This is a genomic window from Actinomadura litoris, from assembly GCF_009733595.1.
GTDB lineage: Bacteria > Actinomycetota > Actinomycetes > Streptosporangiales > Streptosporangiaceae > Spirillospora > Spirillospora litoris.
Map to the genome: position 1 here is coordinate 276,147 of NZ_WOFH01000006.1, position 25,990 is coordinate 302,136.

General features: G+C 73.9%; 27 protein-coding genes. 18 read left to right on the forward strand and 9 right to left on the reverse strand.

Annotated features, from left to right (window positions below; translation table 11 throughout):
• The first annotated feature begins 95 nt into the window (after nucleotides 1-95).
• The 3 genes from GNZ18_RS18865 to GNZ18_RS18875 are packed head-to-tail and all read left to right on the forward strand — an operon-like array spanning nucleotide 96 to nucleotide 2,891.
• Entirely contained in the window at nucleotides 96-902 is an 807-nt protein-coding gene (locus tag GNZ18_RS18865; RefSeq protein ID WP_156217815.1) for an IclR family transcriptional regulator domain-containing protein, read from the forward strand.
• 30 nt (nucleotides 903-932) lie between these two features.
• Complete coding sequence (locus GNZ18_RS18870; protein ID WP_156217816.1) at nucleotides 933-1,826, forward strand: intradiol ring-cleavage dioxygenase; 894 nt, start codon at nucleotides 933-935, stop codon at nucleotides 1,824-1,826.
• Nucleotides 1,827-1,829: 3 nt separating this feature from the next.
• Nucleotides 1,830-2,891: a maleylacetate reductase gene (locus GNZ18_RS18875; protein ID WP_156217817.1), complete on the forward strand. Its 1,062-nt coding sequence runs from the start codon at nucleotides 1,830-1,832 to the stop codon at nucleotides 2,889-2,891.
• On the opposite strand, the gene GNZ18_RS18880 is transcribed toward GNZ18_RS18875, so the two are convergent.
• Nucleotides 2,888-3,778: a LysR family transcriptional regulator gene (locus tag GNZ18_RS18880; RefSeq protein ID WP_156217818.1), complete on the reverse strand. Its 891-nt coding sequence runs from the start codon at nucleotides 3,776-3,778 to the stop codon at nucleotides 2,888-2,890. The genes GNZ18_RS18875 and GNZ18_RS18880 overlap by 4 nt on opposite strands.
• An 89-nt stretch (nucleotides 3,779-3,867) precedes the next feature.
• Between GNZ18_RS18880 and GNZ18_RS18885 the strand changes: the two genes are divergently transcribed.
• The 4 genes from GNZ18_RS18885 (at nucleotide 3,868) to GNZ18_RS18900 (ending at nucleotide 7,143) form a co-directional block, all read left to right on the forward strand.
• Nucleotides 3,868-4,638, forward strand: a complete 771-nt coding sequence (locus tag GNZ18_RS18885; protein ID WP_156217819.1) for a CoA transferase subunit A — start codon at nucleotides 3,868-3,870, stop codon at nucleotides 4,636-4,638.
• A 2-nt stretch (nucleotides 4,639-4,640) separates the two neighbouring features.
• Nucleotides 4,641-5,327 carry a 3-oxoacid CoA-transferase subunit B gene (locus tag GNZ18_RS18890; RefSeq protein WP_156217820.1) on the forward strand — a complete coding sequence of 229 codons (687 nt, stop codon included), beginning with the start codon at nucleotides 4,641-4,643 and terminating at the stop codon, nucleotides 5,325-5,327.
• A gap of 32 nt (nucleotides 5,328-5,359) precedes the next feature.
• Nucleotides 5,360-6,268 carry an RNA polymerase sigma-70 factor gene (locus GNZ18_RS18895; protein ID WP_312874604.1) on the forward strand — a complete coding sequence of 303 codons (909 nt, stop codon included), beginning with the start codon at nucleotides 5,360-5,362 and terminating at the stop codon, nucleotides 6,266-6,268.
• A gap of 131 nt (nucleotides 6,269-6,399) precedes the next feature.
• Nucleotides 6,400-7,143: an SDR family oxidoreductase gene (locus tag GNZ18_RS18900; protein ID WP_156217821.1), complete on the forward strand. Its 744-nt coding sequence runs from the start codon at nucleotides 6,400-6,402 to the stop codon at nucleotides 7,141-7,143.
• A gap of 42 nt (nucleotides 7,144-7,185) precedes the next feature.
• Here GNZ18_RS18900 and GNZ18_RS18905 read toward each other — a convergent pair whose 3' ends face one another.
• Entirely contained in the window at nucleotides 7,186-8,385 is a 1,200-nt protein-coding gene (locus tag GNZ18_RS18905) for a cytochrome P450 (protein ID WP_156217822.1), read from the reverse strand.
• Between the two features lie 686 nt (nucleotides 8,386-9,071).
• Between GNZ18_RS18905 and GNZ18_RS18910 the strand changes: the two genes are divergently transcribed.
• Nucleotides 9,072-10,007, forward strand: a complete 936-nt coding sequence (locus GNZ18_RS18910; RefSeq protein ID WP_156217823.1) for a LysR family transcriptional regulator — start codon at nucleotides 9,072-9,074, stop codon at nucleotides 10,005-10,007.
• A 155-nt stretch (nucleotides 10,008-10,162) separates the two neighbouring features.
• Here GNZ18_RS18910 and GNZ18_RS18915 read toward each other — a convergent pair whose 3' ends face one another.
• Entirely contained in the window at nucleotides 10,163-10,999 is an 837-nt protein-coding gene (locus GNZ18_RS18915) for a 2OG-Fe(II) oxygenase family protein (RefSeq protein ID WP_156217824.1), read from the reverse strand.
• 325 nt (nucleotides 11,000-11,324) lie between these two features.
• Between GNZ18_RS18915 and GNZ18_RS18920 the strand changes: the two genes are divergently transcribed.
• Complete coding sequence (locus GNZ18_RS18920; protein ID WP_156217825.1) at nucleotides 11,325-11,564, forward strand: hypothetical protein; 240 nt, start codon at nucleotides 11,325-11,327, stop codon at nucleotides 11,562-11,564.
• A gap of 10 nt (nucleotides 11,565-11,574) precedes the next feature.
• Here the strand turns inward: GNZ18_RS18920 and GNZ18_RS18925 are convergent, their stop codons facing one another.
• The gene (locus GNZ18_RS18925; protein WP_156217826.1) at nucleotides 11,575-12,861 is read right to left on the reverse strand and encodes a helix-turn-helix domain-containing protein; all 1,287 of its coding nucleotides are present in this window, start codon (nucleotides 12,859-12,861) and stop codon (nucleotides 11,575-11,577) included.
• A 180-nt stretch (nucleotides 12,862-13,041) separates the two neighbouring features.
• Complete coding sequence (locus tag GNZ18_RS18930) at nucleotides 13,042-13,809, reverse strand: NUDIX hydrolase (protein WP_156217827.1); 768 nt, start codon at nucleotides 13,807-13,809, stop codon at nucleotides 13,042-13,044.
• Nucleotides 13,810-13,997: 188 nt separating this feature from the next.
• Here GNZ18_RS18930 and GNZ18_RS18935 point away from each other — a divergent pair, with 188 nt between their 5' ends.
• Entirely contained in the window at nucleotides 13,998-15,053 is a 1,056-nt protein-coding gene (locus GNZ18_RS18935; RefSeq protein ID WP_216651359.1) for an SCO7460 family lipoprotein, read from the forward strand.
• Between the two features lie 6 nt (nucleotides 15,054-15,059).
• On the opposite strand, the gene GNZ18_RS18940 is transcribed toward GNZ18_RS18935, so the two are convergent.
• Genes GNZ18_RS18940 through GNZ18_RS18950 form a run of 3 tightly spaced genes read right to left on the reverse strand, consistent with a single transcriptional unit; the run spans nucleotide 15,060 to nucleotide 18,724 of the window.
• Nucleotides 15,060-16,565 (reverse strand): sugar ABC transporter ATP-binding protein, encoded by a 1,506-nt coding sequence (locus GNZ18_RS18940; protein ID WP_156217828.1) that lies wholly within the window; start codon nucleotides 16,563-16,565, stop codon nucleotides 15,060-15,062.
• A gap of 5 nt (nucleotides 16,566-16,570) precedes the next feature.
• On the reverse strand, nucleotides 16,571-17,635 hold the full coding sequence (locus GNZ18_RS18945) for a sugar ABC transporter substrate-binding protein (protein ID WP_214616967.1): 1,065 nt from the start codon (nucleotides 17,633-17,635) through the stop codon (nucleotides 16,571-16,573).
• 21 nt (nucleotides 17,636-17,656) lie between these two features.
• The gene (locus GNZ18_RS18950; RefSeq protein WP_214616966.1) at nucleotides 17,657-18,724 is read right to left on the reverse strand and encodes an ABC transporter permease; all 1,068 of its coding nucleotides are present in this window, start codon (nucleotides 18,722-18,724) and stop codon (nucleotides 17,657-17,659) included.
• A 189-nt stretch (nucleotides 18,725-18,913) separates the two neighbouring features.
• Here GNZ18_RS18950 and GNZ18_RS18955 point away from each other — a divergent pair, with 189 nt between their 5' ends.
• The 4 genes from GNZ18_RS18955 to GNZ18_RS18970 all read left to right on the forward strand — a co-directional run bounded on the left by GNZ18_RS18955 (nucleotide 18,914) and on the right by GNZ18_RS18970 (nucleotide 21,481).
• Nucleotides 18,914-19,582: an HD domain-containing protein gene (locus GNZ18_RS18955; RefSeq protein WP_156217829.1), complete on the forward strand. Its 669-nt coding sequence runs from the start codon at nucleotides 18,914-18,916 to the stop codon at nucleotides 19,580-19,582.
• 167 nt (nucleotides 19,583-19,749) lie between these two features.
• Nucleotides 19,750-20,094: a hypothetical protein gene (locus tag GNZ18_RS18960; RefSeq protein ID WP_156217830.1), complete on the forward strand. Its 345-nt coding sequence runs from the start codon at nucleotides 19,750-19,752 to the stop codon at nucleotides 20,092-20,094.
• Nucleotides 20,095-20,162: 68 nt separating this feature from the next.
• Nucleotides 20,163-20,828, forward strand: a complete 666-nt coding sequence (locus GNZ18_RS18965) for a sensor histidine kinase (protein WP_156217831.1) — start codon at nucleotides 20,163-20,165, stop codon at nucleotides 20,826-20,828.
• The gene (locus GNZ18_RS18970; protein ID WP_173390822.1) at nucleotides 20,825-21,481 is read left to right on the forward strand and encodes a response regulator transcription factor; all 657 of its coding nucleotides are present in this window, start codon (nucleotides 20,825-20,827) and stop codon (nucleotides 21,479-21,481) included. The genes GNZ18_RS18965 and GNZ18_RS18970 overlap by 4 nt, the downstream gene beginning before the upstream one ends.
• A 48-nt stretch (nucleotides 21,482-21,529) precedes the next feature.
• On the opposite strand, the gene GNZ18_RS18975 is transcribed toward GNZ18_RS18970, so the two are convergent.
• A complete protein-coding gene (locus GNZ18_RS18975; protein ID WP_156217833.1) occupies nucleotides 21,530-22,087 on the reverse strand; it encodes a TIGR03086 family metal-binding protein in 558 nt (185 codons plus the stop codon).
• Nucleotides 22,088-22,158: 71 nt separating this feature from the next.
• On the opposite strand from GNZ18_RS18975, the gene GNZ18_RS18980 reads away from it, so the two are divergent.
• The 4 genes from GNZ18_RS18980 (at nucleotide 22,159) to GNZ18_RS18995 (ending at nucleotide 25,943) form a co-directional block, all read left to right on the forward strand.
• On the forward strand, nucleotides 22,159-22,761 hold the full coding sequence (locus tag GNZ18_RS18980) for a TetR/AcrR family transcriptional regulator (protein ID WP_308165975.1): 603 nt from the start codon (nucleotides 22,159-22,161) through the stop codon (nucleotides 22,759-22,761).
• Nucleotides 22,762-22,904: 143 nt separating this feature from the next.
• The gene (locus GNZ18_RS18985; protein WP_173390823.1) at nucleotides 22,905-23,453 is read left to right on the forward strand and encodes an RICIN domain-containing protein; all 549 of its coding nucleotides are present in this window, start codon (nucleotides 22,905-22,907) and stop codon (nucleotides 23,451-23,453) included.
• A gap of 229 nt (nucleotides 23,454-23,682) precedes the next feature.
• On the forward strand, nucleotides 23,683-24,999 hold the full coding sequence (locus GNZ18_RS18990; protein WP_173390824.1) for a YcaO-like family protein: 1,317 nt from the start codon (nucleotides 23,683-23,685) through the stop codon (nucleotides 24,997-24,999).
• On the forward strand, nucleotides 24,996-25,943 hold the full coding sequence (locus GNZ18_RS18995; protein WP_156217836.1) for an NAD(P)/FAD-dependent oxidoreductase: 948 nt from the start codon (nucleotides 24,996-24,998) through the stop codon (nucleotides 25,941-25,943). Before GNZ18_RS18990 ends, GNZ18_RS18995 begins: the two co-directional genes overlap by 4 nt.
• Nucleotides 25,944-25,990: the final 47 nt, after the last annotated feature.

The window sequence follows — 25,990 nt, forward strand, 5'->3', positions numbered from 1 at the left end:
GAACTGCGAGAATGTCGGCGGCATAGTCGGCGTTGCGAATACGGGCGCCCGACCGGACAGCGGTCGGGCCCGCACCCCGGCCGGAAGGGAGCCCCATGCCGCGCGAGGACGCCGGCCCGGACTTCGTCGAGGCCCTGGCGCGCGGCCTCGACGTCCTCAGATGCTTCGGCTCGCGCCCCGTGCCGATGTCGCTCACCGAGATCGCCACCGCGACCGGGCTCGCCCGGCCGACCGCGCGCCGCATCGTGCGCACGCTCGAAACCCTGGGGTACGCGCGCACGTCGCCCGAGGGGGTCGTGCTGACGCCGCGCGTCCTGGAGCTCGGCGTCGCCTACACGCTCTCGTCCGGGCTGTGGGAGGTCGCGCTCCCGCACCTGCGCGAGCTCGTGGAGCGCACCGACCAGGCGGCGTCCGTCGCCGAGCTGGACGGGTCCGACATCATCTACGTCGCGCGCGTCGAGGTCCCGAAGGTGGTCGCGGTCAACATCAAGGTGGGCATGCGCCTCCCGGCGGCGAGCACGGCGCTCGGCAAGGTGCTCCTCGCGTCCCTGGGCGACGGCGCCCTGCGGGCGGCGCTGCGCACCGAGACCCGGTCACCGCACCGGGCGCACCGCCGGAGACCGGTGGCGGAGGTCGAGGCCGAGCTGCGGGAGGTGCGCGCCCGGGGCTGGGCGTCGACCGACGGGGAGGTGGCGCCCGGGATCCGCTCGGTCGCCGCGCCCCTGCGCGACGGCGACGGCCGGACGGTCGCGGCCGTCAACGTCGCGGCGCTGGCCGCCGAGGTCGGCCCGCGCGAGCTGGTCGAGGACCTGCTGCCGCTGCTGCTGCGGGCGACCGGTGCGATCGGGCGCGACTACGAGCTGATCCACGCCGCGCCGCAGCGGTCCGTCCGCCGGACGTGACCGGGCCCGCGCCCTACTCGAAAGGTGATCATGGATTCGGCGGAGTTGTTCAGTGAGGGGCGGTCGGCGGAGGTGGTGGCGGCCAGCTTCGAGGCGACGCCCGATCCGCGGCTGCGGCACGTGCTCGGCTCGCTCGTCCGGCATCTGCACGACTTCGTCAAGGACGTCGGGTTGACCGAGGAGGAGTGGGCGGCGGCGGTCGGGTTCCTCACCGAGACCGGGCAGGCGTGCACGGACACCCGGCAGGAGTTCATCCTGCTCTCCGACGTCCTCGGCGTCTCGATGCTGGTCGAGACGATCAACAACCGGGCGGGCGGCGGGCTCACCGAGTCCACGGTCGAGGGCCCCTTCCACATGGTCGCCTCGCCGCCGCGCGAGCCGGGCGCCGACATCGCCGAGGACGGGAAGGGCACGCCGTGCCTGGTCACGGGCAGCGTGACCGGCGCGGACGGGCGCCCGGTCCCCGGTGCCACCGTCGATGTGTGGCAGGCCAACGACGAGGGCTACTACGACGTTCAGCAGCCGGACGTCCAGCCCCCGCTGAACCTGCGCGGCCTGTTCACGGCCGACGCGGAGGGGCGGTTCCGATTCCGCTCGATCGTCCCGCGCCACTACCCGATCCCGCAGGACGGCCCGGTCGGCAGGCTGCTGGAGGCGACGGCGCGGCATCCGAACCGTCCGGCGCACATCCACTTCGAGGTGTCGGCGCCCGGATACCGGACGCTGACCACCCACCTGTTCGTCGCGGACACGCCCTACATAGGCTCCGACGCGGTGTTCGGGGTCAAGCCCAGCCTGGTCCGCGAGTTCCCCGTGGTCGACGACCCGGAGCGCGCGGCGCGGGCGGGGCTGCCCAACCCGTTCCGGACGGTGAACTTCGACGTCGTCCTCCGCCCCGATGACGCTCACGCACAGGAAGACTGACCCATGTTCCAGACGTCCTTCTCCTACGACGCCCTGCCGATGCGGGTGCGGTTCGGCTCCGGCTCCCTCGCGTCCCTGCCGGACGAGGTCGACCGGCTGGGGGCCCGCCGCGCCCTCGTGCTCTGCTCGCCCAGGCGGCCCGGGGAGGGGCGGGCCGTCGCGGACGCGCTGGGCGACCGGGCCGCCGGGGTGCTCGCCGAGGCGCGCATGCACGTCCCGGTGGAGGTGGCGCGGCGGGCCCGCGACGAGGCCGCGCGGCTCGGCGCGGACTGCTGCGTGGCCGTCGGCGGCGGGTCGGCGATCGGGCTCGGGAAGGCCGTCGCGCTGGAGCACGGCCTGCCGGTGGTCGCGGTCCCGACGACGTACTCGGGCTCGGAGATGACCCCCGGGTGGGGCCTCACCGAGAACGGCCGCAAGCGGACCGGCAGCGACGCGCGGGTGCTGCCCAAAAGCGTCCTGTACGACCCGGACCTGACCTTCGACCTGCCGGTCGAGGTGTCGGTGACCAGCGGTTTCAACGCCGTCGCGCACGCGGTCGAGGCGCTGTACGCGCCCGACCGGTCGCCGCTGACCTCGCTGATGGCGGTGGAGGGCGTGCGGGCGATGGCGGGCGCGCTGCCCGGGGTCGCCGCGGACGGCGCCGACCTCGACGCCCGGACGCGGGCGCTGTACGCGTCGTGGCTGTGCGGGGCGTGCCTCGCCGGCACGACGACGGGGCTGCACCACAAGGTGTGCCACGCGCTCGGCGGGACGCTCGACCTCCCGCACGCGCCGACCCACACGGTCGTCCTGCCGTACGCGCTCGCCTACAACCGGGGTTCGGCGCCCGAGGCGGTCGAGGCGCTGTCGCGGGCGCTGGACTCCGCGGACCCCGCGCGCCGCCTCCACGATCTGGCGGGCTCGCTCGGCGCGCCGCGCTCGCTGCGTGAGCTGGGCATGGCGGAGGGCGACATCGAGCCCATCGCCGCGCAGGTCGTGGACGCCCGGCCCGCCAACCCCGCGCCCCTCACCCTCGACGGCGTGACGCGCCTGCTCCGCGCCGCCTGGAGCGGCGAGGCCCCCTAGGTCTCCCGGTACATCGCCAGCAGCGCGGCCCGCACGCGCGCCACCAGCGGCGACGCCTCGCCGTCCCGGGTGGCGACGGCCAGCTCCACATGCACGGGGCTGCCGGTCAGCGGGCGGAACACCACGCCGGGAAGCGGCAGGTACCGCACCGACTCCGGGACCAGCGCGACCCCGAGCCCGGCGGCGACGAAGACGAGCAGCGTCGAGGTCTCCGCGACCTCCTGCACCAGGCGTGGCCGGTAGCCCGCGCGGCGGCACGCCTCCAGCACCGCGTCGCGGATCACCGACCGGTGCCGGGACGGGTAGCTCAGGAAGTGGTCCTCGCGCAGGTTCCGCAGATCGACGTCGGTTCCGTCGGCGAGCGGATGGCCCTCGGGCAGCGCGACGATCAGCCGTTCGCGGCGCAAGGGGCGCACGTCCAGCTCGGTGCCCGGGAGCGGCGTCCGGACGACGGCGAGGTCGAGCCTGCCCTCGCGCAGCGCGTCGGCCTGGTCGGGGGTGAGCATCTCGCCCTTGAGGTCCAGCTCGACGCCCGGCAGCTCGGCGCGCAGCCGGCGGGCGAGCGCGGGCAGCATCGCGTAGGTCGCGGTCCCGATGAAGCCGATCGACACGCGCCCGACCTCGCCCGCCGCGACCCGGACGGCCTCGGCCCGCGCGTCGTCCACCGAGGCCAGGATCGCCCTCGCGCGCCCCAGGAACCGCTCACCCGCCGGGGTGAGCGCCACCCGCCGGGTCGAGCGGTCGAGCAGCGTCACGCCGACCTCGCCCTCCAGCTTCTTGATCTGGAGGGACAGCGGCGGCTGCGCGATGTGCAGCCGCTCGGCCGCCCGCCCGAAGTGGCCCTCGTCCGCGACGGCTACGAAGTACCGCAGGCGCCGCAGCTCCATCCGGACCTCCTGATCAAGACCGATTGCATATCACACGACTAACGTATTTATATTGGAACATATGAATCAAGCGGCCTAGGGTCGGGGCCATGGACAAGGTGATCGCGACCGCGGCGGAGGCCGTCGCCGACGTCCCGTCCGGCGCGAGCGTGGCGGTCGGCGGGTTCGGCCTCGCGGGCATCCCGCGCTTCCTCATCGAGGCGCTGCTGGAGCAGGGCGCCGACGGGCTCACGATCGTGTCGAACAACTGCGGCGTGGACGGCGCGGGCCTCGGCCTGCTGCTGGAGAAGCGACGGATCAGCCGCGTGGTCGCGTCCTACATCGGGGAGAACCGCGAGTTCGGCCGCCAGTTCCTCGCGGGCGAGCTGGAGGTCGAGCTGACCCCGCAGGGCACGCTCGCCGAGCGGCTGCGCGCGGGCGGCGCCGGGATCGGCGCCTTCTACACCCCCGCCGGGGTCGGCACGGTGGTCGCCGACGGCGGCCTGCCGCTGCGCTACCACCCGGACGGGACGCCCGCCGTGACCTCGCGCCCGAAGGAGGTGCGGGTCTTCGGCGGCCGGGAGATGGTCCTTGAGGAGGGGATCGTCACCGACGTCGCGCTCGTCCGCGCGGCGGTCGCCGACCGGCACGGCAACGCGGTCTTCCACGCCGCCGCCCGCAACTTCAACCCCGCCGCCGCGATGGCCGGGCGGCTCACCGTGCTGGAGACCGAGCGGCTCGTCGAGCCCGGCGAGATCGGCCCCGACGCGGTGCACCTCCCCGGCGTGTTCGTCGACCGCGTCGTCGCGCTCACCCCGGCCCAGGCGGCCGAGAAGTCGATCGAGAAGCGGACCGTCCGCCCCCGCCCCGCAGGAGGATGACCATGCCGTGGACCCATGAGCAGATGGCGGCGCGCGCCGCGGCCGAACTGCGCGACGGCCAGTACGTGAACCTCGGCATCGGGCTGCCGACCCTCATCCCCAACCACCTCCCGGACGGGCACGGCGTCGTCCTGCACGCCGAGAACGGCATCCTCGGCACCGGCCCCTACCCCTACGACGACGAGGCCGACCCCGACCTGATCAACGCGGGCAAGGAGACCGTCACCGTGCTGCCCGGCGCGGCGTTCTTCGACTCCCCGACCAGCTTCGCGATGATCCGGGGCGGGCGCATCGACGTCGCCGTGCTCGGCGCGATGCAGGTGTCCGCGCGCGGCGACCTCGCCAACTGGATGATCCCCGGCCGGATGGTCAAGGGCATGGGCGGCGCGATGGACCTCGTGCACGGCGCGAAGCGCGTCCTCGCGCTGATGGAGCACCGCGCGAAGGACGGCTCGCCCAAGCTCGTCGCGGACTGCGCGATGCCGCTGACCGGCCGCGCGGTCGTGTCCCGCGTGATCACCGACCTGGCCGTGCTGGACGTGGCCGACGGCGCGTTCGCGCTGGTCGAGACGGCGCCCGGGGTGAGCGCCCGGGACGTCCGGGACGCGACCGGTGCCCCGCTGACCGGGGCCGGTCTCCTGCGGGGGGACGACCCCCGCACCCCCCGGAACGGCCCAAGCTCCCGATAGGCTGAGCGCCCACGACGCACGGGGGTCGGCGGGTGCACTCCGAGCAGGCATCACCGGACGGCGCGCTCGACGAGGCCGCCGCCGCGTTCGCCGCGCTGCGCCCGCACCTGTTCGGCATCGCCTACCGCGTGCTCGGGAGCGTGGTCGAGGCCGAGGACGTCGTCCAGGAGACCTGGGTCCGGTGGCAGGGCACCGACCGCTCCGTCGTGCTCGACCCCGCGGGCTTCCTCGCGCGGACCACGACCCGGCTCGCGATCAACGTCGCGCGGTCCGCCCGGTCGCGCCGCGAGACCTATGTCGGGCCGTGGCTGCCCGAGCCCGTCGACACCAGCCATGACCCGGCGGTGGGCGCCGAGCGGGCCGAGGCGCTGGAGCTCGCCGTCCTGCTCCTGCTGGAGAAGCTGACCCCGACCGAGCGCGCCGCCTACGTCCTGCGCGAGGCGTTCGACTACCCCTACGCGCAGATCGCCGAGATCCTCCGGCTCACCCAGGCCAACACCCGGCAGATCGTCAGCCGGGCCCGCAAGCGGCTGGCGGCGCGGCGGCGCGAGCGGGTCGGCCGCGCCGAGCACCGCCGCCTGCTGGAGGCGTTCGTCGCGGCGGCGCAGCGCGGCGACGTCGCCGCGCTGGAGAGCATGCTGACCGCCGACGCCGTCAGCCACGCCGACGGCGACGGCGCCAGGGGCGCCGCCCGGACCCCGGTGGCCGGCGCCGAGCGCGTGGCGGCGCTGTGCTCGGCGCTGCCCCGGTTCTGGCCGGACGCCGACGCCGAGGCCGTCGAGGTCAACGGCGCGCCGGGGGTGCTGCTCTCCCGGGAGGGCACCGACCTCCTGCTGGTGACGTCGTCGGTCTCGGACGAGGGCATCTATGAGTTGCTGTGGGTCATGAACCCCGCCAAGCTCGCCGCCTTCGCCCGTTCCCGGCGGCGTTTCGACCTCTGACCTGCGGTTAGGGCGACCCCGGCGGGGCTTGCCGCGGAAATGTCCGCGGAGCTGTCACAGGGCGGCGGGCTGCCCGGTCGTATCTGGCGACCGGGGAGCGACCGGGCCCCGGCGGACGGAAGGGCACCAACATGAAGATCGTGATCATCGGCGGTACCGGGCTGATCGGCACCAAGCTCGCGGCGCGGCTCCGCGAGCACGGCCACGAGGCGGTGCGGGCGGCGCCGAGCACCGGCGTCGACGCGCTCACCGGCGAGGGGCTCGCCGACGTCCTGGCGGGCGCGGACACGGTGGTCGACGTGGCGAACTCCCCGTCGTTCGAGGACGCCGCCGTGCTGGAGTTCTTCACCACCGCCACCGGCAACCTGCTCGCGGCCGAGCAGGCGGCGGGGGTCGGCCACCATGTCGCGCTGTCGGTGGTGGGCACCGAGCGGCTGCCGGGCAGCGGCTACCTGCGCGCGAAGGTCGCGCAGGAGGACCTGATCGCCAAGTCGCCGATCCCGTACTCGATCGTGCACGCGACCCAGTTCTACGAGTTCACCAGGATGATCGCCGACAACGCCACCGAGGACGGCGCCGTCCGGGTCGCGCCGGTGTCCTTCCAGCCGATCGCGGGCGACGACGTCGCGGCGGCCGTCGGCCGGGTCGCGGCCGGGACGCCGCTGAACGGCCGCGTCGAGATCGCCGGGCCCGACCGCTACCGCATGGACGAGTTCTTCCGCGAGGCCCTCGCCGCCTGGGACGACCCGCGCGAGGTGGTCACCGACCCGCACGCCCGCTACTTCGGGACCGAGCTGGAGGAGCTGTCGCTGGTGCCGAACGGCGACGCCGTCCTCGGCGAGGTCCACTACGCCGACTGGCCGGGCCGCGGGTAGAACCGCGGCGGACGGCGGGCACGAGCCCGCCGCCCGCGCGCCTCACCAGGTGACCTCAAGCTCCTTCGGGCGCCGGACGAACCGCTCGACCAGCCAGTCGACCTCGCCGGCGGGCCGGGCGAGCCGCAGGTCGGGCAGCCGCCGGGTCAGCGTGGCCAGCGCCACCTGGAGCTCCATCCGCGCCAGCGACGCCCCCACGCAGCGGTGCAGGCCGTGCCCGAAGGCGATGTGCGGGTTGTCCTTGCGGCCGAGGTCCAGCGTCTCGGGGTCGGCGAAGGCGTCCGGGTCGCGGTTGGCCGCGGCCAGCTCGATGAGCACCTGGTCGCCGGCGCGCAGGAGCGTTCCGCCGACCTCGACGTCGGTCAGCACGAAGCGCGCCAGCGAGCCCTGCGTGAGCAGCGGCGTGAAGCGCAGCAGCTCGTCCACCGCCGTCCGCACCAGCTCCGGCCGGTCGACGAGCGCCGTGTAGCCGCCGCCGGTCAGCAGCAGGTAGACGAAGTTGGGGATCTGCGAGGCGGTGGTCTCGTGCCCGGCGCCGAGCAGGATGCGCAGCAGGTTCGTGATCTCGTCGTCGCTGAGCCGGTCGCCCTCGACCCGCGCCCGCACCAGGGCGCCGATGAGGTCGTCGGTCGGCTGCCGCCGCCGCAGGGCGGCCTGCCCGGCCAGGTAGGCGTTCATCTGCTCGACGCTCTCCGCCGCGCGTTCGGGCGTCCCCTCCGAGAGCAGCACGCCCTCCGTCCAGTGGGTGAAACGTTCCCGGTCGGAGCTGGGCACGCCCAGCAGGTTGCAGATGACCTCCACCGGCAGGATCAGCCCGAACCGCTTGTAGAGGTCGAGCGGCGGCCCCTTCTCGGCCATCTCGCCGACGAGCCGGTCGGCGATCTCCTGGGTGCCCGGCCGCAGGGCCTCCACCCGGTTCGGGGTGAAGGTGCGGTAGATGAAGCGGCGCAGGCGCGTGTGGTCGGGCGGGTCCTGCGCGGCGAAGGTGCCGCTGGTCACCTCCATGGGCGTGACCCGGGCCACGTCCTCGGGGCTGATCCCGACGCGCTCGCGGTCACGGCTGAACGCGGGGCTGCTCATGACGAAACGCGCCTCCTCGTACCGGGTCACGAGCCAGCACGGCGCCCCGTAACGGGGCTGGATGCGGATCGGCCCCTGGTTCAGGCGGGCCTCGGCGAGTTCGGTGGCCGGATGCAGCGCGTGGTCGGCCAGGAAAGGGAAGGCGGGAGGAGCGACAGGCATGACGGACTCCGAACAGAGAATGTGGGTGTATGCCCAGCGATGCCCGAAATATCCATATCTAATATCACCCTTGCGTCACTCTCGGCTGACGCGAACACCAGGTGCGATTTACCTGCCGGGTATCGCTTTCATGACCCTATGTACATCTCTTCGCCGCAATGTTCGCGTCCACGGGAATTGGCACGGTATAACGTGGATCGCCGCCGAAATACTTGCTTCCGGAACATGTGAGCGAACCCGCGCCGACGCGGACGGCTGAACGCATATCGGTTAACTCTACCTCCGAATACGGCCTTTCCTGAATGTCCTTCATGGAAATCCCCCGAGGGGGTCTCCTCCCCGGCCGGCAGGCCCCGGACGGCGGGAACGGCGAGCGCGGCCAGCATCGCGACGACCTGGACGGTGCCCGTCGGCCCCAGCGCCCGATGAACCCCGATCCCCGCCGCCGGCGGCCGGCGGCGGCGCGCCCGAAGCCGGGCGAGCGGCGCGGCGCCGGCGGCGATGGCCCACCCGGGGTAGGCCGCCGCGACCAGGACGCCGGCCAGCGCGGGCCCGGCGATGTTGCCCGTGGACACGGCGAGTCCGCGCCGCCTGGGCGACGAAGAAGCGGCGGCGGTCGCGCCGGGCGAGCGCGGATGGCCTTTAGCGGAAGTCTCAGCGATCGCTTTCGGCCTTAAGGTCTACTTATGCTGGATACGGTGCGGCTGAAGATCCTGGTCACGGCGGACGAGAAGGGCACGATCGCGGGCACCGCCCAGGCGCTCCGGTACACGCCGTCCGCCGTCTCGCAGCAGCTCGCCAAGCTGGAGCGGGAGGTCGGCGCGACGCTGGCGATCCGCACCCGCACGGGCATCGTGCTCACCACCGAGGGGCAGGAGCTCGTCAAGCGGGCCAGGGACATCCTGCGGCGGCTGGAGGAGGCCGAGCAGGCGGTCGCGGACGTGGGCCAGCTGCGCAGGGGGGCGGTGCGCGTCGGCAGCTTCACCACGGCGGCGCTGACGCTGGTCACGCCCGCGATCACCCGGATGCGCGCCGAGCACCCCGGGCCCCGGATCTCGCTCGCGGACGTCGAGCCCCCGGGCGGGCACGACGATGTGCTGACCGGCGGGCTCGACATCCTGGTCAGCCACGCCTACCCCGGCGTCCCGCTCCCCGAGGTGTCCGGGCTGCTGCGGACGCCGCTGATGAAGGACGCCTTCGTCGCCATCGTCCCGGCCCGGGACGCCAAGGAGCTCGGCCGGGGGCCGGTGACGCTCGAACGCCTCGCCGACCTGCCGCTGATCTCGGGCCGGGCCGGGGACGTGCACCGGGTCGCCTTCGACCGGGGCTTCGAGCGGTCGGCGGCCGAGCCGCGGGTCGAGTTCGAGACGCGCGACTACGCGGTCACGCTGGCGCTGGTGGCGGCCGGGGCCGGGGCCTCGATCGTGCCGCGCTCGCTCGTGCGCAGGCCCGACCCGGGCGTCCGGGTGCTCCCCCTGGAGCCCGCCGAGCATCGGACGATCTTCGCCCTGCACCGGGAGACCTCGCGGAACCCCGCGCTGTTCGCCTTCCTGAAGTTCCTCCAGGACGCCGCGGCGGCGCTCAGCGGGGCGACGGGGACAGCCGTAACGGCACGGCATTAAGTACCTCTAACGGAAAAAACCGTCGGCCACCACCGTGACTGATGTTGCCGCAGGCATACTGAGGAGTGCTGCGGCGGGTTCCCCGGCCCTCGTCGCGAGGGGGCCGGACGGGGAGGCGGTGGGCCCGGACCAGGAGATCGGGTCCACCGCCATGCTCACGACCACATCACGAGGTCGCTCCGGCAGCCGAACCCCAGGAAGAACGCCACCGCCAGGCGGCGCCCACCGGTGCTCGGGTCGACGGCGTGGAAGTTCCGCGAGTCGAACAGGAGCGCGTCGCCGCGTCCCATCGCCACCTCGACGCACTGCTCGCCCGCGACGACGCGCTCGTCGAACCCGTATCCCTTGCGCAGGGGCGCGTCGCCGGGCCGCCACCGCCGCCGCCAGACCCGCGTCGTGCCGCCCTCGGGCGCCGTGGAGATCCAGGCGTTGAAGGCGAGCTGCGCGATCGGCGGCCCGCCGTCGAACAGGTGCGGGCCGTACTCGCGGAGCACGTCGTCGCAGTGGACGAGGGCGCCGTCGTTGATCTCGCGCAGCGTCCCCGCGAAGAACGGGCGGCCCTGGTTGCGCGCGGGAGCGGGCGGGCGTCCCCACGCCCGGGTCAGCCCGGCGACCGCCGCGCCGAAGGGGTCGACGCGGCCCAGCGCGGCGCGCCGGACCTGCCGCGCGCGCCGCGCCTGCGTCCAGTAGGCGGCGGCGGGCCGGTCGCCCTCGCGGAAGTCGTTGAGTGCCGGGCCGAAGCGGGCGACGGGCGGGTGCACCCGGCGCCGGTCGTAGCTGTCGAGGGCGAGCGCGCCGGCGTCGAGCCGTGCCATGGCCTCGGCGCAGAGCAGCGGCGAGAGCAGCCGCCTGATCCCGACGGCCGCGACCGTGCCGCTGAGCAGGGCGCAGATGTCGCCGCGGTCGAATCGGTCGGCCTCGACGAAACGCGTTCGGAAATACTCGTCGCCGCCGTGGAGCGAACCTGGCGCCGGGTCGGTGTTCACCTGCATGATGGCCCCCAAAGAGCATCGGATTTCCAGCGCATCGTGATCGGAATCGGTGTCGATCACCCGATTCGATGCTGCCGACGGGGCATTCCCGGTGGGAAGCGGTCATGCGTCGCCCGGCGTTCGGGGCGACGGGAAACCCGGCGTGGGAATTCCACCGGCGAGGAGGCGGTTTCCCGTCTCCTCCGGGGTGTGCCACGGGCAACTCCTTGGACCCGGTCCGAGCGCCGACCAGGCTGGTCGCAACACCAGGTCGAAGCCGCGCTGCGAAGGGGTGCTCATGGACCGGGGAAGGTTGCGGACGGCGGTCGGGGCCCGGATCCGGTCCATGGCATCGGCGCACTCCCGGCGGCGCGTGCTCGCCCGCCTGATGGCGCGGACGATGGTGGGCACGACGGTCCGCGCGCAGGGGGCGATCGCGCTGGTCCTCCAGTTCGACGCGGCGGCGCGGATCTCGGTGGCCGGGGGCACCGCCCTCGGGATCGCCGCCGCCCTCGCGGTGATGCTCGCGGTGCTCTGGGCCAGGCCGGACGGCGGCCCCGGCGCGTCCGGAGGGGAGGGGGAGTGAGGGCGGCGGGTCAGGCGGCGCCGGTGTGCAGCGCGGCGATGAGGCGCGGATACAGCTCGCGCACCGAGCCCTGCCCCTGCCAGCGGATCAGCGTGCGGGCCAGGCGGCGCAGGTCGGTGCGGATCGTCGCCGAGTCCACCACGTCCACCTGCTCCAGGATCTCGGCGCCGAGCAGGCAGGCCTGGTCGATCTCGCCCGCCGAGGCGTGCGCGAGGGCGCGCCGCGCGCCGAAGCGCAGCCGCGCCCGCAGCGCGGTCGCGGGGATCAGCGGCACCTCGCGGTCGAGCAGGTCCGCCGCGTCCTCCGAGCGGCCCAACTCGTGCAGGCACCAGGCGGTGACGACGACGTTGAGGTTGGCGACCGTGGAGGAGCCGATGACCGGCTCGTGCGGCCCGTCCGCCGGGGGCGCGGCGAGCAGTTCGGCCGCCTGGTCGAGGGTGCGGCGGCAGCCGTCGTGGTCGCCGTACAGGGCGTGGCCCTGCGCCTCCCGCTGGGCCGCCAGGCCCCGGATGCGGGCGGGGACGCCGGGCCGCGCCCGCGCCCGCCGCGCCAGCTCGATCACCTGGACGGCGTCGTCGTGATACAGCGCGATCTCGGCCCTGCGGACCAGCGAGTACGCCTCCAGGACGGTGCTCCCCGTGGGCGCCGCCATCCGTACGGACTCGCGCGTCCACCACAGGGCCGCCCGGTCGTCGCTCGCCTCCTGCGCCATCCAGCCGACGAACTCCGCGCAGCGGGCGGCGAGGTAGAGCAGCTCGCCGCGCTCGGGCTCGCGGGCCGCGGCCGCGAGCCCCCGCAGCGTGTGCGTCTGCGTGATCACCGTGGGCAGCACGGCGGCCGGGGGCGCCCACTGCCCGAGCCGCCTGGCCTGGTCGAACTGGGCGCGGAACGCCGTCAGCGCCCGTGCCGCGTGGTCCTCCCGGACGGCCGCGCCCATCCCCTTGCCGCCCGGCCCGAGGTACAGCGGCGTGGTGTCGTCGGCCGCGCCGGTCGCGGGGAGGAAGCGGCACTCCCCGTCCGGGGCGAGCCGGATGTGCCAGGTCTCACCGCCGGCGCCGTCCTCCGCCTCGGCGGCGGGCGGCGGCCTGCTGACCAGCGCGGAGAGTTCGCCCTCCGCGTCCAGGACGGCGTCGCAGCGCCGCGCGAGGTCGGGGCCGGGCGGCTTGTGCCCCGTCTCGATCTTGCTCAGATAGCCCTTGGTGTAGTGCGTCCGGGCGGCGAGCTGCGCCTGCGAGAGCCCCGCCGCCACCCGCCGCCGGCGAAGCTCCGGCCCGAACGCCGTCTCCTGCCCGGTCATGCTGCCCCCGCTCGGTCGGCGGACGTGTGCCCGGTGGGCGGCCCGGAACGGGGCGCGTCGGCACCCGCGAGCGGCGGCCCACGCGGCCGACGGTACGAGGGTCCGCCCCGCGACTCTGTGTCGTCCAACCCAGGGCCACAATGGCGTCACCATCCGGCCAGTGCGTTCTGCCCTCCGCGCTCAGTTGTCGGCGAGCGCCTCCGCGAGCATGCCGAGCGTCGCCCAGTCGACGAGGCGCGCCGTCCGGATCTCCCGGTACGTCGCGATCTCGATCCAGGTGCGCTCGGAGTCGCCGTGGACCCCGTAGGGGCGCCCCCGCATGGCGCGGAGCCGGTCGAGCTCGTCCTGCGTGATCTCGGCGGAGAACAGGTGCGCGTGGTGGGCGGAGACGGTCGCGGCGACCTGGCGGCTGCCGTGCGCGCGGAGCCGGTTCGCGTCGACCGCGAGCCCGATCTCCTCCGCGACCTCGTCCGCCGCCTGCTCCAGCGGGCTCACCGGGCGCAGCGTGGAACCGCCGGGCAGTTCGTGCACGTTGCCGTCCGGCGTGGACGCGGGGCTGCGGAACTCCCGGACGAGCACGACCGTCGTCTCGTCCAGCGAGGGCCCGCGCCGGTAGAGCGCGACGGAGGAGATGTCGGGCCGGGAGACCACGATCTCGTTGTCCTTGACCCTGTCCTCCGCGACCACGCGCACCCGCACATGCAGGGCCCAGAAGAAGATGGCGCCGAGGCCGGGCCCGGCGCGCGACGTCCACACCAGGCGGGCGCCCTCAAGGATGTTGCCGACCCTCCGCTGCGCCCGGTACCAGCGCTGGAAGCTCGCGGTCCCCCAGATCTCGGGCGGGACCTCGGTCTCGCCGCCGACGCGCGTCCCGCCGTCCACCCTGGGGGGAGCCCAGGGAAAAGGGGACCCGCCGCCCCTCCGCACCGCAGTGATCTCCTCGGCCACCGGTCCACCTCCAGCGCCCTCCACCCTAGGCGGACGGCTCTTCGACGACATGCCGGCCGACACGTCCTCTCCCAGCTTCCCTCATGAGTACGCCGGCGGCGCCCGGATGAGTAGCCGTACTCATCTGTCCAAAGGGTGCGGGCCATAGCGTGGGTCGCGGCGGCAGCGGAGCCCAGTGAGGAACATTCATGAGCGGATCGGGCAGGACGAGGATGCGGACGTCGGCGCTGAGCTCGTGTGTCGCGCTCGTCGCGCTGCTGGCCGGGGGATGCGCGGTGGGGACCGGCGACGACAGGAAGCGCGCGGGCGAACTCGCCGAGCGCCTTTATCCGGGGCAACTGCGAGTGCTCGGCGCGCGAACGCTGTTTCCGCAGACCACAGGATCCGAGGTCACCTTCGCCGTCAAGGACGACCCCGACGCGGTCGTGCGGCTGCGCGTCGACGGCGAGAACAAGACGTGCGAGCGCAAGTCCTGCGAGGACGCGCTGGTCAAGGCCGTCGCGCAGGGCCGGAGGCAGGCCGCCGAGTTCCGGCTGCTGCGCGCCTCCCTCGAACGGTGCGGCCATCAGATCATCGCTCTGGGGCCGACGGCCGGCGAGCCGTGGATCGTGATGTCGCTGTCGAACGAGAACGTGACCGCCGTGCTCGACGAGCTGGGACGGTGCGCCGCGCGGTGGTCGAAGGCCCTCACGGCGAACGGGTCGCCGCCCGCCTCCGACGGCTCCTACGGCCTGCCGGCCGGCAGCCGCGCGCTGCGCGTGCGGATCGTCCGGCCGGACGTGGCGCGGGGCCGCCCGGCGGAGGGTTCCGGTCCCACCATGGCCCGGCTGACCTCGACCAGACTCCAGGCGGCCCTCGCCAAGAAGACCTACTTCACCGCCGCCTTCACCGTCCGCGACGACCGCGACGAGCCGGTCACCTCCGGGCTCGCCGTCTCGCGCTCCTACGAGGACCGGGAGGCGTTCGGCCGCCGGGTCCAGGCCGCCGTCGGCGAGCGGCTGCGCGCCGAGCGGCCGAACGCCAAGGTCACCGACTACGTCGGCGTGTGGCGCCTGGAGCCCGGCCGGATCGACCGCCTCACCGGCTACGTCCTGTTCTGCGAGGGGCCCGAGCAGGGCCGCACCTGCCTCGGCGACCACGCCGTCCGCGTGACCGTCGACGAGCGGGGCACCCCGGTGAGCGGCCTCACGATCGTCGAGAACGTGCGCGAGGGCAACGGCCCGCTCCGGCTGCCGCAGAACTGACGTCTTCTACTGCGCCTCTCCCGTGTTCGAGATCCGGACGATCGCGTGCTGGTCCAGGTCGTCGCCCGACAGCCGGGCGGCGACCCGGCCCCGGTGGAACACGAGGACGCGCTCGCAGATCGCCGCGAGCTCCTCCACGTCGGTCGAGGCCAGCAGGACGACCGCGCCGTCCGCCGCCGCGCCCCGGATCAGGTCGTGGATCTCGGCCTTGGCGCCCACGTCCACGCCGCGCGTCGGGTCGTCGAGCAGCAGCACGGTGGGCGCGGCGTCCAGCCACTTGGCCAGCACCACCTTCTGCTGGTTCCCGCCGGACAGCAGGCCCGCCCGCTGCTCGATGTCGCGGCACCGGATGCGCAGCCGCTCGACGTGCCCGCGCGCCCGCTCCCGCAGCGCCTTGCGGCGGACGACGATCCCGTCGCGCCGCAGCCCGATCGCGCGCACCTGCCCGATGTTCTCCCAGATCGGCTGGTCGAGCATCAGCCCGCGCCCGCGCCGGTCGCCCGAGACCACCGCGACGCCCGCCGCGATCGCCCGGCGCAGGCCGCGCGGCACCGGACGGTCGCCGGGCAGCCGCACGCTCCCGCGCGACGGGCGGCGCAGCCCCGCGACGAGTTCGAGCACCGCGAGGTGGCCCGCGCCGGCCAGCCCCGCGACACCGACGATCTCGCCCGCCGGGACCCGCAGGTCGACGTCGCTCATCACGCCGTCCACCGACACCGAGTCCAGCCGCAGCTCCTTGGCCTGGGCGTCCGGTCTCCGCGCCGGCGCGGGCGGCGCCGCCTCCCGGGCGGGCCGGGGGCCGAGCATCGCCGACACGATGTCGTCGATGCCGAGGCTCGCCCGGTCCGCGCCGAGCAGCACCGCGCGGCCGTCCCGCAGCACGGTGACCACGTCGCAGAGCTGCATGACCTCTTCGAGGATGTGCGAGACGAACACGACGCCGACCTGGCGCTCGCGCAGCACCTGGAGGATGCCGAGCAGCCGGTCCGAGCCGTCCTGGTCGAGGGCCGAGGTCGGCTCGTCCAGGACGAGGACGCGCGGCTCGGTCAGCAGCGCCCGCGCGATCTCCACGAGCTGCCGCTGCCCGAGCGAGAGGTCGCCGACCCGCGTGCGCGGGTCCACCTTCAGCCCGAGCTGCGCCAGGATCGGACGCGCGGCCTCGGCCATCGCGCGCCGGTCCAGGAACGGCCCCCGGCGCGGCTCGCGCAGCGGGTAGAGGTTCGCGAGGACGTCGAGGTCGGGGAACAGGTTCAGCTCCTGCGACACCACCGCGACCCCGTGCCGGACGGCGTCGGCGGTGTCGTGGAAGGCGACGGGCTCGCCGTCCAGGTTCAGGGTCCCCGAGTCCGGGCGGATCGCCCCGGACAGCACCTTCACCATGGTCGACTTCCCGGCGCCGTTCTCCCCGAGGAGCGCGTGCACCGAGCCCGCCTCCACGCTGATCGTGCCGGCCGCCAGCGCCGTGACGCCGCCGTAGGTCTTGGTGATGTCGCGTGCCTGGAGTACCGTCATGGCGCTCAGTCGGCCTGGGAGAGCGGCTTGAGGTACTTGCCCGGGTTCGCGAGCTGCTCCTGCGTGATCGTCTTGAAGTAGGCGGTCCGGCTCTGCTCGTTGACCTGCCGCGCCAGCACCTGGTCGATGTTGGCGGAGTTGATGACGAGCGTTCCGGGGTTCCACCAGCCCTCGGGCAGCTTCGTCCCCTTGCGCTGGTGGTCGATCATGAGTTGCAGCGCCACGTAGCCCTTCAGCCAGTGCTCGGGCGAGGACAGCGCGAACAGCGACCCGTCCTTCACCGCCTTCAGCGCGGCCGGGTCGATGTCGCAGGACCCGGCGAGGAACTTGCGCCCGGTCTGCTTCTGGATCAGCGGCAGCGACACGCCGTCCTGGCCGCCGACGCCGAGGAACGCGATCGCCTTCGGGTTGGCCTTCACGATCGAGTTCCAGGCGTTGTAGTTGTCGGTCGGCTCGGACTTGGAGTCGAACGGCCCCTTGATCGTCAGCTCCGGCCGCTCCTTCTTGATGACCGAGGTCAGCCCGTCGATGCGCTGCGAGAGCAGCCGCAGCCCGGGGATGTCGTTGCCGATCACGACCTCGCCCCGGGTGCCCTTCGGGACGTGCTTGATGAACTCCTCGCCGAGCGCCCGCCCGACCTCGGTGTTGCTGTTGCCGATGAACAGCTTGGTCTTGGTGCCCTTGGGCGGCGCCGCGTCCACCGCGACGGTCGGGATGCCGTCGTCGTCCGCCTGGACGAGCGGGCGCACGAACAGGTCGGGCGCGAGGCTCTGCAGCGCGAGCCCGTCCTTGGAGTTGCGGATCGCCGAGCGGAACAGCTGCACCTGCGCGGGCCCGTTGACCCCCGTCGGCGCGGACGCGTTCAGCGTGACCTTGCCGTCGGCGGCCGCGGCGGCCTTGGCGCCGAACGCCATCTCCTGGAACGGGTTCTGCGTCGTCGTCGCGTACACGAAGCCGAGCTTCAGCTTCCCGGTCTTCTTCTTGCCCGACCCGCCCGAGTCGCTGGTGCACCCGGTCAGCGCGACCGCGCCGATCAGCAGCGTGGTCAAGGCGAACGATCTGATCCTCACGTGTGCCCTCCTCAGAGCCGTTCAGAGTCCCAGCAGGGCGTCGTCTCGCCGCCGCCTGCGCCGGACGAGGCTGTCGAGCGCGACCGCCGCGAGGATGACCCCGCCGGTCGCGAACGCACTCCAGTTGGCGGGGATGTTGAAGTACTGCAGCGCGCTGGTGACCACGCTCAGCAGCACGGCGCCGAGGCAGGCGCCGATGACGGTGGCGCTGCCGCCGCGCAGCGGCGTGCCGCCGATGATGGCGGCGGCGATCGCCTGGAGCTCGAACCCGGTGCCGATGTTCGGGTCACCGGAGGTGAAGAAGGCCAGGCCGAGCACGCCCGACACACCCGCGAGCAGCCCGACGAGCACGAGCGCCTGGAGCCGGACGCGCGGTATCGAGATCCCGGAGAAGGACGCCGCGTCCGGGTTGGAGCCGATCGAGCGCACCCGGTACCCGAACGGGGTGAACCGCAGCACCAGCGTCAGCAGCACCGCGACCAGCACGAGGATCCACACGCTCGTCGGGACGCCGAGCGTCTTGCCGCCGAGCAGCGTGAAGAAGGAGCTCTCCAGCGGCATCTCGGTCACCTGCTGGCCGCCGCTCATCGCGAGCGCGAGCCCGCGGTAGACCGACATCGTCGCGAGCGTCGCGACGATCGCCGGGATCGCGATGTACTGGACGATCAGCGCGTTGCCGAGCCCGAGCGCCGCGCCGAGCAGGATGCCGAGCCCGGCCGCGGGCCACGGCGGCACGCCGTGCTTCATCATCAGCCCGGTCGCGATCACCGTCAGCCCGAACGTCGAGCCCACCGACAGGTCGATCTCGCGCATCGACAGCAGGTAGGCCATGCCGCAGGCGAGGAGCCCGACGTACACCGACGACTGGAGGGTGTCCAGCAGCTGCCCCGGCCGCAGGAAGTCCGGGTGGAGAATGCTGGTGAAAATCACCAGTACGATGGTGGCGATCAGCACGCTGGTCGCCTCGCCGCGTCCGGCCCTGACGGCCAGCACGGGGATCCGGCCGAGCGCCGTCGGGGCGGCCCGTTCCTCGCTCCGGGGTGTCGATTCGACCTTGTCGTCGACCCCGGACTGGTGGTCCGCTGCCACGGCGGCCCCCTTCCTCGTCCGCTCTGGACGCTTCGGGCAAAGTTCACCGCCTTCACAGCCCGCGTACTTGCCTGTGTCGGAACAGTGCTTGTCTGTCCCGGAACGGCTCGGTGTCGATCATGCGTTGACCGGGTAGCCGCGAACCACGGGAGACCGCGCGGCCCCGGGTCCCCGACCGAAAGGATCTCCATGACCTCCACGACGCGGCGCGACCTCATCGGCAGGGCCGAGCCCCCGCGCGACGTCCCGGAGCGGCTCGCGTCCCAGATCGCGTTCATCGCCGAGGTGGACCGGCTGAAGACCGTCGTGCGGCGCAGCCCGCTGCTGGCCGCCGACCGGCGCGAGAACGACGCCGAGCACTCCTGGCACCTCGCGTTGATGGTCACCGTGCTCGCCGAGTACGCCGACGAGCCGATCGACGTCGCGCGGACGCTGCGGCTCGTCCTGGTGCACGACCTCGTGGAGATCTACGCGGGCGACACCTTCCTCTACGACGAGGCCGCGTCGGCCGACCAGGCCGAGCGGGAGGAGGCCGCGGCCGACGAGCTGTTCGCGCTGCTGCCGCCCGACCAGGCCGGGGCGTTCCGCGCGCTGTGGGACGAGTTCGAGGCCCGCGCGACCCCGGAGGCGCGGTTCGCCAAGGCCATGGACCGCCTCCAGCCGCTGCTGCTCAACTTCGGCAACGAGGGCGGCACCTGGCACACCCCGGGCGTCACCGAGGCCGACGTCCGCCGCCGCAAGTCGGTGATCGGCGACGCGTCCGCGGAGCTGGGCGCCTACGCGAGCAAGCTCATCGACCTGGGCGCCCAGCGCGGCTGGCTCCGCCGCGACGGCGGCGGGGACGGCGTGGGTTCCTGACGCCGGCCGGGCGCCGATCCTCCTGGGTGGTCGAGACCTTCAGCCCATGCCCCCGGGTGACCGGGCATGGTTCGGTGGGCCCTGACACGGACTCGGCCGAAGGAGCGGACCATTACGCGGCAAGGAAAATGGGATCGATGAAGGGGAAAGGCGGGCCCGGAGCGCCGGTGGACTCCGACGTCCGCGTGGCGGTGTGCGGTGCGGGGCTGCGCGTCTGGTTCCCCTGGCCGGCACGCGCGTGCAGCGTCGTCGACGTGCGCGGGCTCCCCGCTCGGGCGAGCGTCGGGAAGGGCCTGACCATCGGGCTGGACGGGCTCCCGGAAAACGTCATGGGCCTGCTGGCGCGGGTGGAGACGCGGGCCGCGGAAATCGATGTCGCCGGCGCGGCGCTGCGGGTTCACGTGCCCGGCGGACACGCGGAATTCCAGATGGAAGGCGAGTCCACGGTCGCGCTGCGGCTTTGCGGCCGGGAACTCGTGGGCATCGACGTCCGCTTCCTTGGAAGGCCGTGACCATTCGTCCACCGGCGGTTCGGCCTGCCGTACGATCCGGCACGACGGGGCGCCGAACGGGGAGGCCGATGGACCGGCGGGAGAAGAACGGCAAGGTCGCCTGGGAACTGACGGCGGGAATCGAGGAGGAGCGGCAGCGGCTGCGGCGCGAGATCCACGACCAGATGGCGCCCGCCCTCGCGGCGTTGCGGCTGCGCTTCGACCTGGCGCGGGAGGTCGTCGCCGACGGCGCCGGCGGTCCGGACCCGCTCGATTCGCTGGATTCGGTGGACGAGGCGATCCGCAATTTGGGTGAGGCGCTCTCGGGCCTCCTCGCCGCCATCGACGGCGCGTTTCCCGCCGAGTTGGCGAGGCTCGGCCTCATCGGCGCGCTCGCCGATCTGGGCGCCTTCCTCTCCCTGGCCGATCTGCGCATCGAGGCCGACGAGAACGAACTGCTGGAGATGTCGCCGGCCTGCGAGGTGGCGGCCTACAAGATAGCCGCCGAGGCGCTCACCAACGCGCGCAAATACTCCTCCGACCGCAGTGCCGTGGTGCGAATCGACCGGCAGGACGGGGACATCGTCCTCCAGGTCAGCAGCGCCATCGGCAGCGAGCGCGAGCGCCACCCCTCCTACGGCGTCGGATTCCGCTCCATGCGCGAGCGGGCCGCCGCCCTCGGCGGCAAATGCAACGTCCGCGCGACCGACGAGGGAATGGTCGTCCGGGCCCGGATCCCGTCGCGGCCGGCATGAGCGTTCCCGTTCTCATCGTCGAGGACCACCCGCTCTATCTCGGCGCGCTGCGCGCGCTCTTCGAGCGCGGCGACGGATTCGAGGTGGTCGCGGAGGCCGCCACCGGCGCGGCCGCGCTGGAGGCGCTGGAGGGCCCGCGCGGCGCGCGACCGCGCGTGATCACCCTCGACCTCCACCTCCCGGACGGCTCGGGCACCGCGCTGGCGCAGCGCGTCCTGGCCGCCCATCCCCAGGTGCGGGTGCTGGTCATCAGCGCGCTGACCGACCGGGCGGCGGTGCTGTCGGCGCTGCGCGCCGGGGTGCACGGCTACCTGACCAAGGACGCCGGCAGCGAGGAGATCCGGCACGCGGTGCGGCTGGTCGCGGCCGGCGGGACGGCCTTCGGCGAGCCGATCGCCGTGCTGCTGCGCGACTGGCTGAAGGCCGACGCCGGCGCGTCCGCGAGGACGCACTTCCCGACGCTCACCGGACGCGAGACGCAGGTGCTCGACCTGCTCGCCGGGGGCCGGGAGTACGCGCAGATCGCCAGGGAGCTGGGGATCTCGGAGAAGACGGTGCGCAACCACCTCTCCAACCTGTTCGTGAAGCTGGAGGTGAACAACCGGGCGCAGGCGATCCTGGTGGCGCGCCGGGCGGGCATGGGCACCTCCTGAGCGGCCCTCCGGCGGGGCCGCCCGCGCGTCGGTCAGCGCTTTCGCGGGTCACGCCGGCGGCGTCCAGCGCGGGTCGCGGCCGAGCAGGGCGACGATGGTGTCGATCGCGGAACGGCCGGAGTCCTCGGGGAGGGGCGGGAGGTAGACGCCGCCCGGCCCGTTGAGGACGCTGCCGGGGGCGGTGTTGGCGCGGGCGAGCGGCAGCGCGGCCCGGAGCAGCCCGGCCGGTGTGTCGAGCGCGGTGCCCAGCGCGCGGGCCAGGTCCCAGCGGTGGACCAGCATGTCGACGACGTGGACGCCGAGCACCCATTCGGTCGGCGCCGGGCCCCGCCATGGGAGGTCCACGGTCGCCCCCGTCCGGTCGAGGGCCGTGAGCGAGCGCCCGGCGACGCGGGCGAAGTCGTCCCGGGGGTCCTCGCCCGGTTCGAGAGGCGGCAGCACCGTCCGGGCGAGGGCCTCGTGCCGCTCGTTCATGTGGTGGAGCAGATCCGCCACCGTCCATCCCTCGCAGGGGGTCGGGTCCGCCATCGCGGCGTCGGGGATCAGCGCCACGTCGTGCCCGATCAGGGCGAGCGCCGTGGCGTCCAGGCGGAACAGGTCGGTCATGGGGGCTCCCGGTAATAGCGAACGATCGTACGCCAAAACTATAACGTACGGTCGTTCGCTATGATGGGCCCGTGTCTCCTCGCCACTCGATCGCCGAAGCGGCCCGGACGCGCGACCGGATCGTGCGGGCCGCGGTGCGGGACGCCTCGCGCCTCGGCCTGGAGGGGCTGACGGTCGGCTCGCTCGCGCGCCGGCTCGGCATGAGCAAGGCGGGCCTGATCGGCCCCTTCGGATCCCGCGAGGCGCTGCTGGCGGCGGCGCTCGACCATGCCGTGCAGATCTTCCAGGCGGCGGTCATCGCCCCGCTGGAACAGCGGCCCCCCGGCGCGGAACGGCTGGAACTGCTCATCGACCGGTGGGTGGCCTACCTGGCCGACTGCCCGTTCCCCGGCGGCTGCTTCGTGACGGCCGCCTCGTCCGAACTCGACGGCCGCCCGGGGCCGCTGCGCGACCGGCTGCGCGAGGGCGTGGCCTCCTGGCGCGCGCGGATCGCCGCCGAGGTCGCCGCGGCGCAGGCCGAGCTCCCGGGCCCGCACCGTCCCGCGGAGGAGGTCGCCGTGACCCTGGTCGGCCTCTCGATGGCCCTCAACCAGGAGGTCCAGCTGCTGGAGGACCGCGAGGCCGCCCCCCGCGCCCGCGCGGCCATGCGGCATGCCGCGGGGCTGCGTCCCTGAGCGCCGGAGAACCGCGAAACCCGCGAGAGTAACGCGGGCCGGAGTGGTCCGAAACCCCCCAATATTTGGGGATGGGCCGGGGGAGTCGTCCGGAACAGGATGTGCGTCATTCGGATCCGCATCATCCGACCAAGGGAAGCGAAATGAAACGGACGACTCGCGTGTTGGGGGCGGCGCTGGCGTTGCTTTTCGTCGGTGTCGGCAACGGCACGGCGTTCGCGCAGCCGGCGCAACCCGCACAGCCCGCACAGCCCGCACAGCCCGCGAAGACCACCCGGACCGCGAAGGCCGCCGACGCGAAGATCCTGGCGGTACGGCACTTCTACAACGACCGGTTCCAGCGGTGCCTGGACGCCGACACCAACACCGGGGGCAACGGCGGCATCGTCCAGCTGTGGGACTGCGGCCCCTGGAACCAGCAGGACTGGGAGGTCTGGCCGGACGGCCACATCTACAACTCGCGCTTCCAGAAGTGCCTGGACGCCGACACCAACACCGGGGGCAACGGCGGCAAGGTCCAGCTCTGGGGCTGCGGCCCCTGGAACCAGCAATGGTGGGACATCTGGCCCGACGGCCACCTCTACAACAGGCGTTTCCAGCGGTGCCTGGACGCCGACACCAACACCGGCGGCAACGGCGGCATCGTCCAGTTGTGGGACTGCGGTCCCTGGAACCAGCAGTGGTGGCGATAAGCGGGGTCGCGAGGCAACCGGGAACTATCCGCCCCGGATGTTCCCCCGCCCGGCGCGGTGGGGCACAGTACCTCTCGACACTGCCAGTCACGCAGAGTTAGGGAGCGAGTGCAATGGGCTGTGAGGTATACCGCTGCGGTCCCAACATCGCCGTCGGCGAGCTGACCGCCGAGGAGGCGGAACGCCTCCAGCGGATGGAGCGGCCTCAGGCCGAGGACGAGTCGGCCAGTTGACCGCGCAGGACAGGTACCAACGGAGCGGTCCCCTCCCCCGGGAGGGGGCCCTCTGGTGCGCGGACCACTTCCGCGGCGCCCGCGGTTTCCGGGCCGCCGCGCCGCACGCCGGAGAACGCGCGTTCCCGCTGCCGCGCGCCAGGGCCCTGATCGAGGCGGCGCTGGACGAGGCGGCGCTGCGCCCCCGGCTGACCGATCTTCGCGGCGCCTGGCGCTGCCACCTCTCCCATCCCGACGGCACCCCCGTCCGCGACGGGGTGGGCGCGGGGAAGGGAGACCCGCAGTCCGCGCAGGTCGGGGCCCTGTACGAGGCGCTGGAGCACCACCGCGGCGCCGCCCTCCCCGCGCGCGGCGAACCGGTCGAGCTGCTCACCGCCGCCCAACTCGCCGGTACCGACCTGGCGCGGGACCCGGCCCTGGAGCCGCTCGCCGCGTCCGGCGGGCCGGGGGCGGCGGCGTGCCGGCGCTACACCGCGCTGGACCACTCCGGCCGCACGCTCCCGGTGCCGGTGTTCCTCACCAACCCCGCCTACCTGGAATGCCCGGCCGACCGCCGCCACGAGCTGGGGGACGTCCTCGACTACGCCCCGCTGAGCCGGTTCAGCACCAACAGCGGCACCGCGATCGGCGCGACCCGCGACGAGGCCCTGGTGCACGCCCTGGCCGAGGCGGTGGAACGTGACGCCTTCTCCTTGCTGCTGGCCGGAACGTTCCTGCTCGCCCGCCCGTCGCCGCTGCGGCTGGTGCGTCCGGCGAGCCTGCCCGACCACCTCCAGGAGCTCTACCTGAGCGCCGGATGGCACGCCGGAGGCTCGGTCGCGTTGATCGACATGACCAGCGACCTGGGCGTTCCGGCGTTCTGCGCGCACACCTCCCGCGACGGGAGGGCGGCGCAGGGGCAGGGCGCGTCGCTGTCGGCCGAGCACGCGGTGCGGCGGGCGCTGAACGAGCTGATCCAGGTCGTCGCGATCCGGCGCGGCGAGCGGAACCCGCCGGCGGACCTCCGCGCGGTGGAAAGCCACCCGCGCCTGCTGGAGGCGGCACGCGCCGACTTCGACCCGCATCTGGCCGGTGCCCGCCCGCGCGACTTCCTCCCGACCGGCGCGCCCGCCGCGCCCCGCGAGCACCTCCAGCGCCTCACGGCCACGCTCACCGGCTACGGGTACCGCCCCTACGGCCGGGTCCTGCGCACCGAGCCCAACGGCGTGACCACGGTGTCGGTGTTCGTGCCCGGTCTGGAACGCTTCTTCGCGGTCACCGCCGGTGCCTGCGTCGTCCCCGGCCCGCGCGGCCGCGCCCTCGGCCCCGGATGACCTCCCACGACGTGGTCGTCGTCGGCGGCGGGCCCGCCGGGCTCAGCGCCGCGCTGGTGCTGGCCCGCGCGTGCCGCGCCGTGGCCGTCGTCGACGCCGGGCGGCCCCGCAACGCCGCGTCCGCCCACGTCCACGGCGTGCTGGGGCTTCCCGACCTGTCGCCGCAGGTCCTTCTGGAGGTGGGCCGCGCGCAGGTCCTCGCCTACGGCGTCGACGTGCTGGAGGGGACGGCCCGCACGGCGCGGCCGCGTCCCGAGGGCGGGTTCGCCGTCACCCTGTCCGACGGCAGGGTCCTCGCCGGGGCGCATCTGCTGCTCGCCACCGGCACCGTCGACGAGCTGCCCGACATTCCCGGCCTGGCCCCGCGCTGGGGGCGCGACGCCGTCGCCTGCCCGCACTGCCACGGCTGGGAACTGCGCGGCCGCGCGATCGCGATCCTGGGCGGTGGCCGCGCGGACGCCCGCCGGGCCCTGATGTGGCGGCAGTGGACCCCGAACCTCACCCTGATCACCGCCCCCGACCACCCGCTCGCCCCGTCCGACCTCGAACGGCTGGGCGCGCGGGGCATCACCGTCCTCGACGGCCCCGTCACCGAGGTGATCGCCGCCGCCGACCGGCTCTGCGGGGTGCGGCTGCGCGACGGGACGTCCGTCCCGATCCGCGCCCTGGTGGTGGCCCCGTGCTTCCGGGCCCGCGCCGACCTGCTGGACGGCCTCGGCCTGCGCCCCACCGAGCTGACGGTCGGCGGCCGGGTCGTCGGCACCGTCATCGCGACCGACGGCGCCGGACGCACCGCCGTGCCGGGGGTCTGGGCCGCCGGGGACGGCGCGTCCCCGCTGGAGCGGGTCGTCGCGGTCACCGCCGACGGCGCGGCGGTCGCGTCCGCGATCAACGCGGCCCTCACCGACGGGTCGCACCCGGAGCACTCCGCTGGGGAGCCGTGACCTCCGCATGGGCCGACATGCGTTTTCTTAATGATCTGCCGTGCATA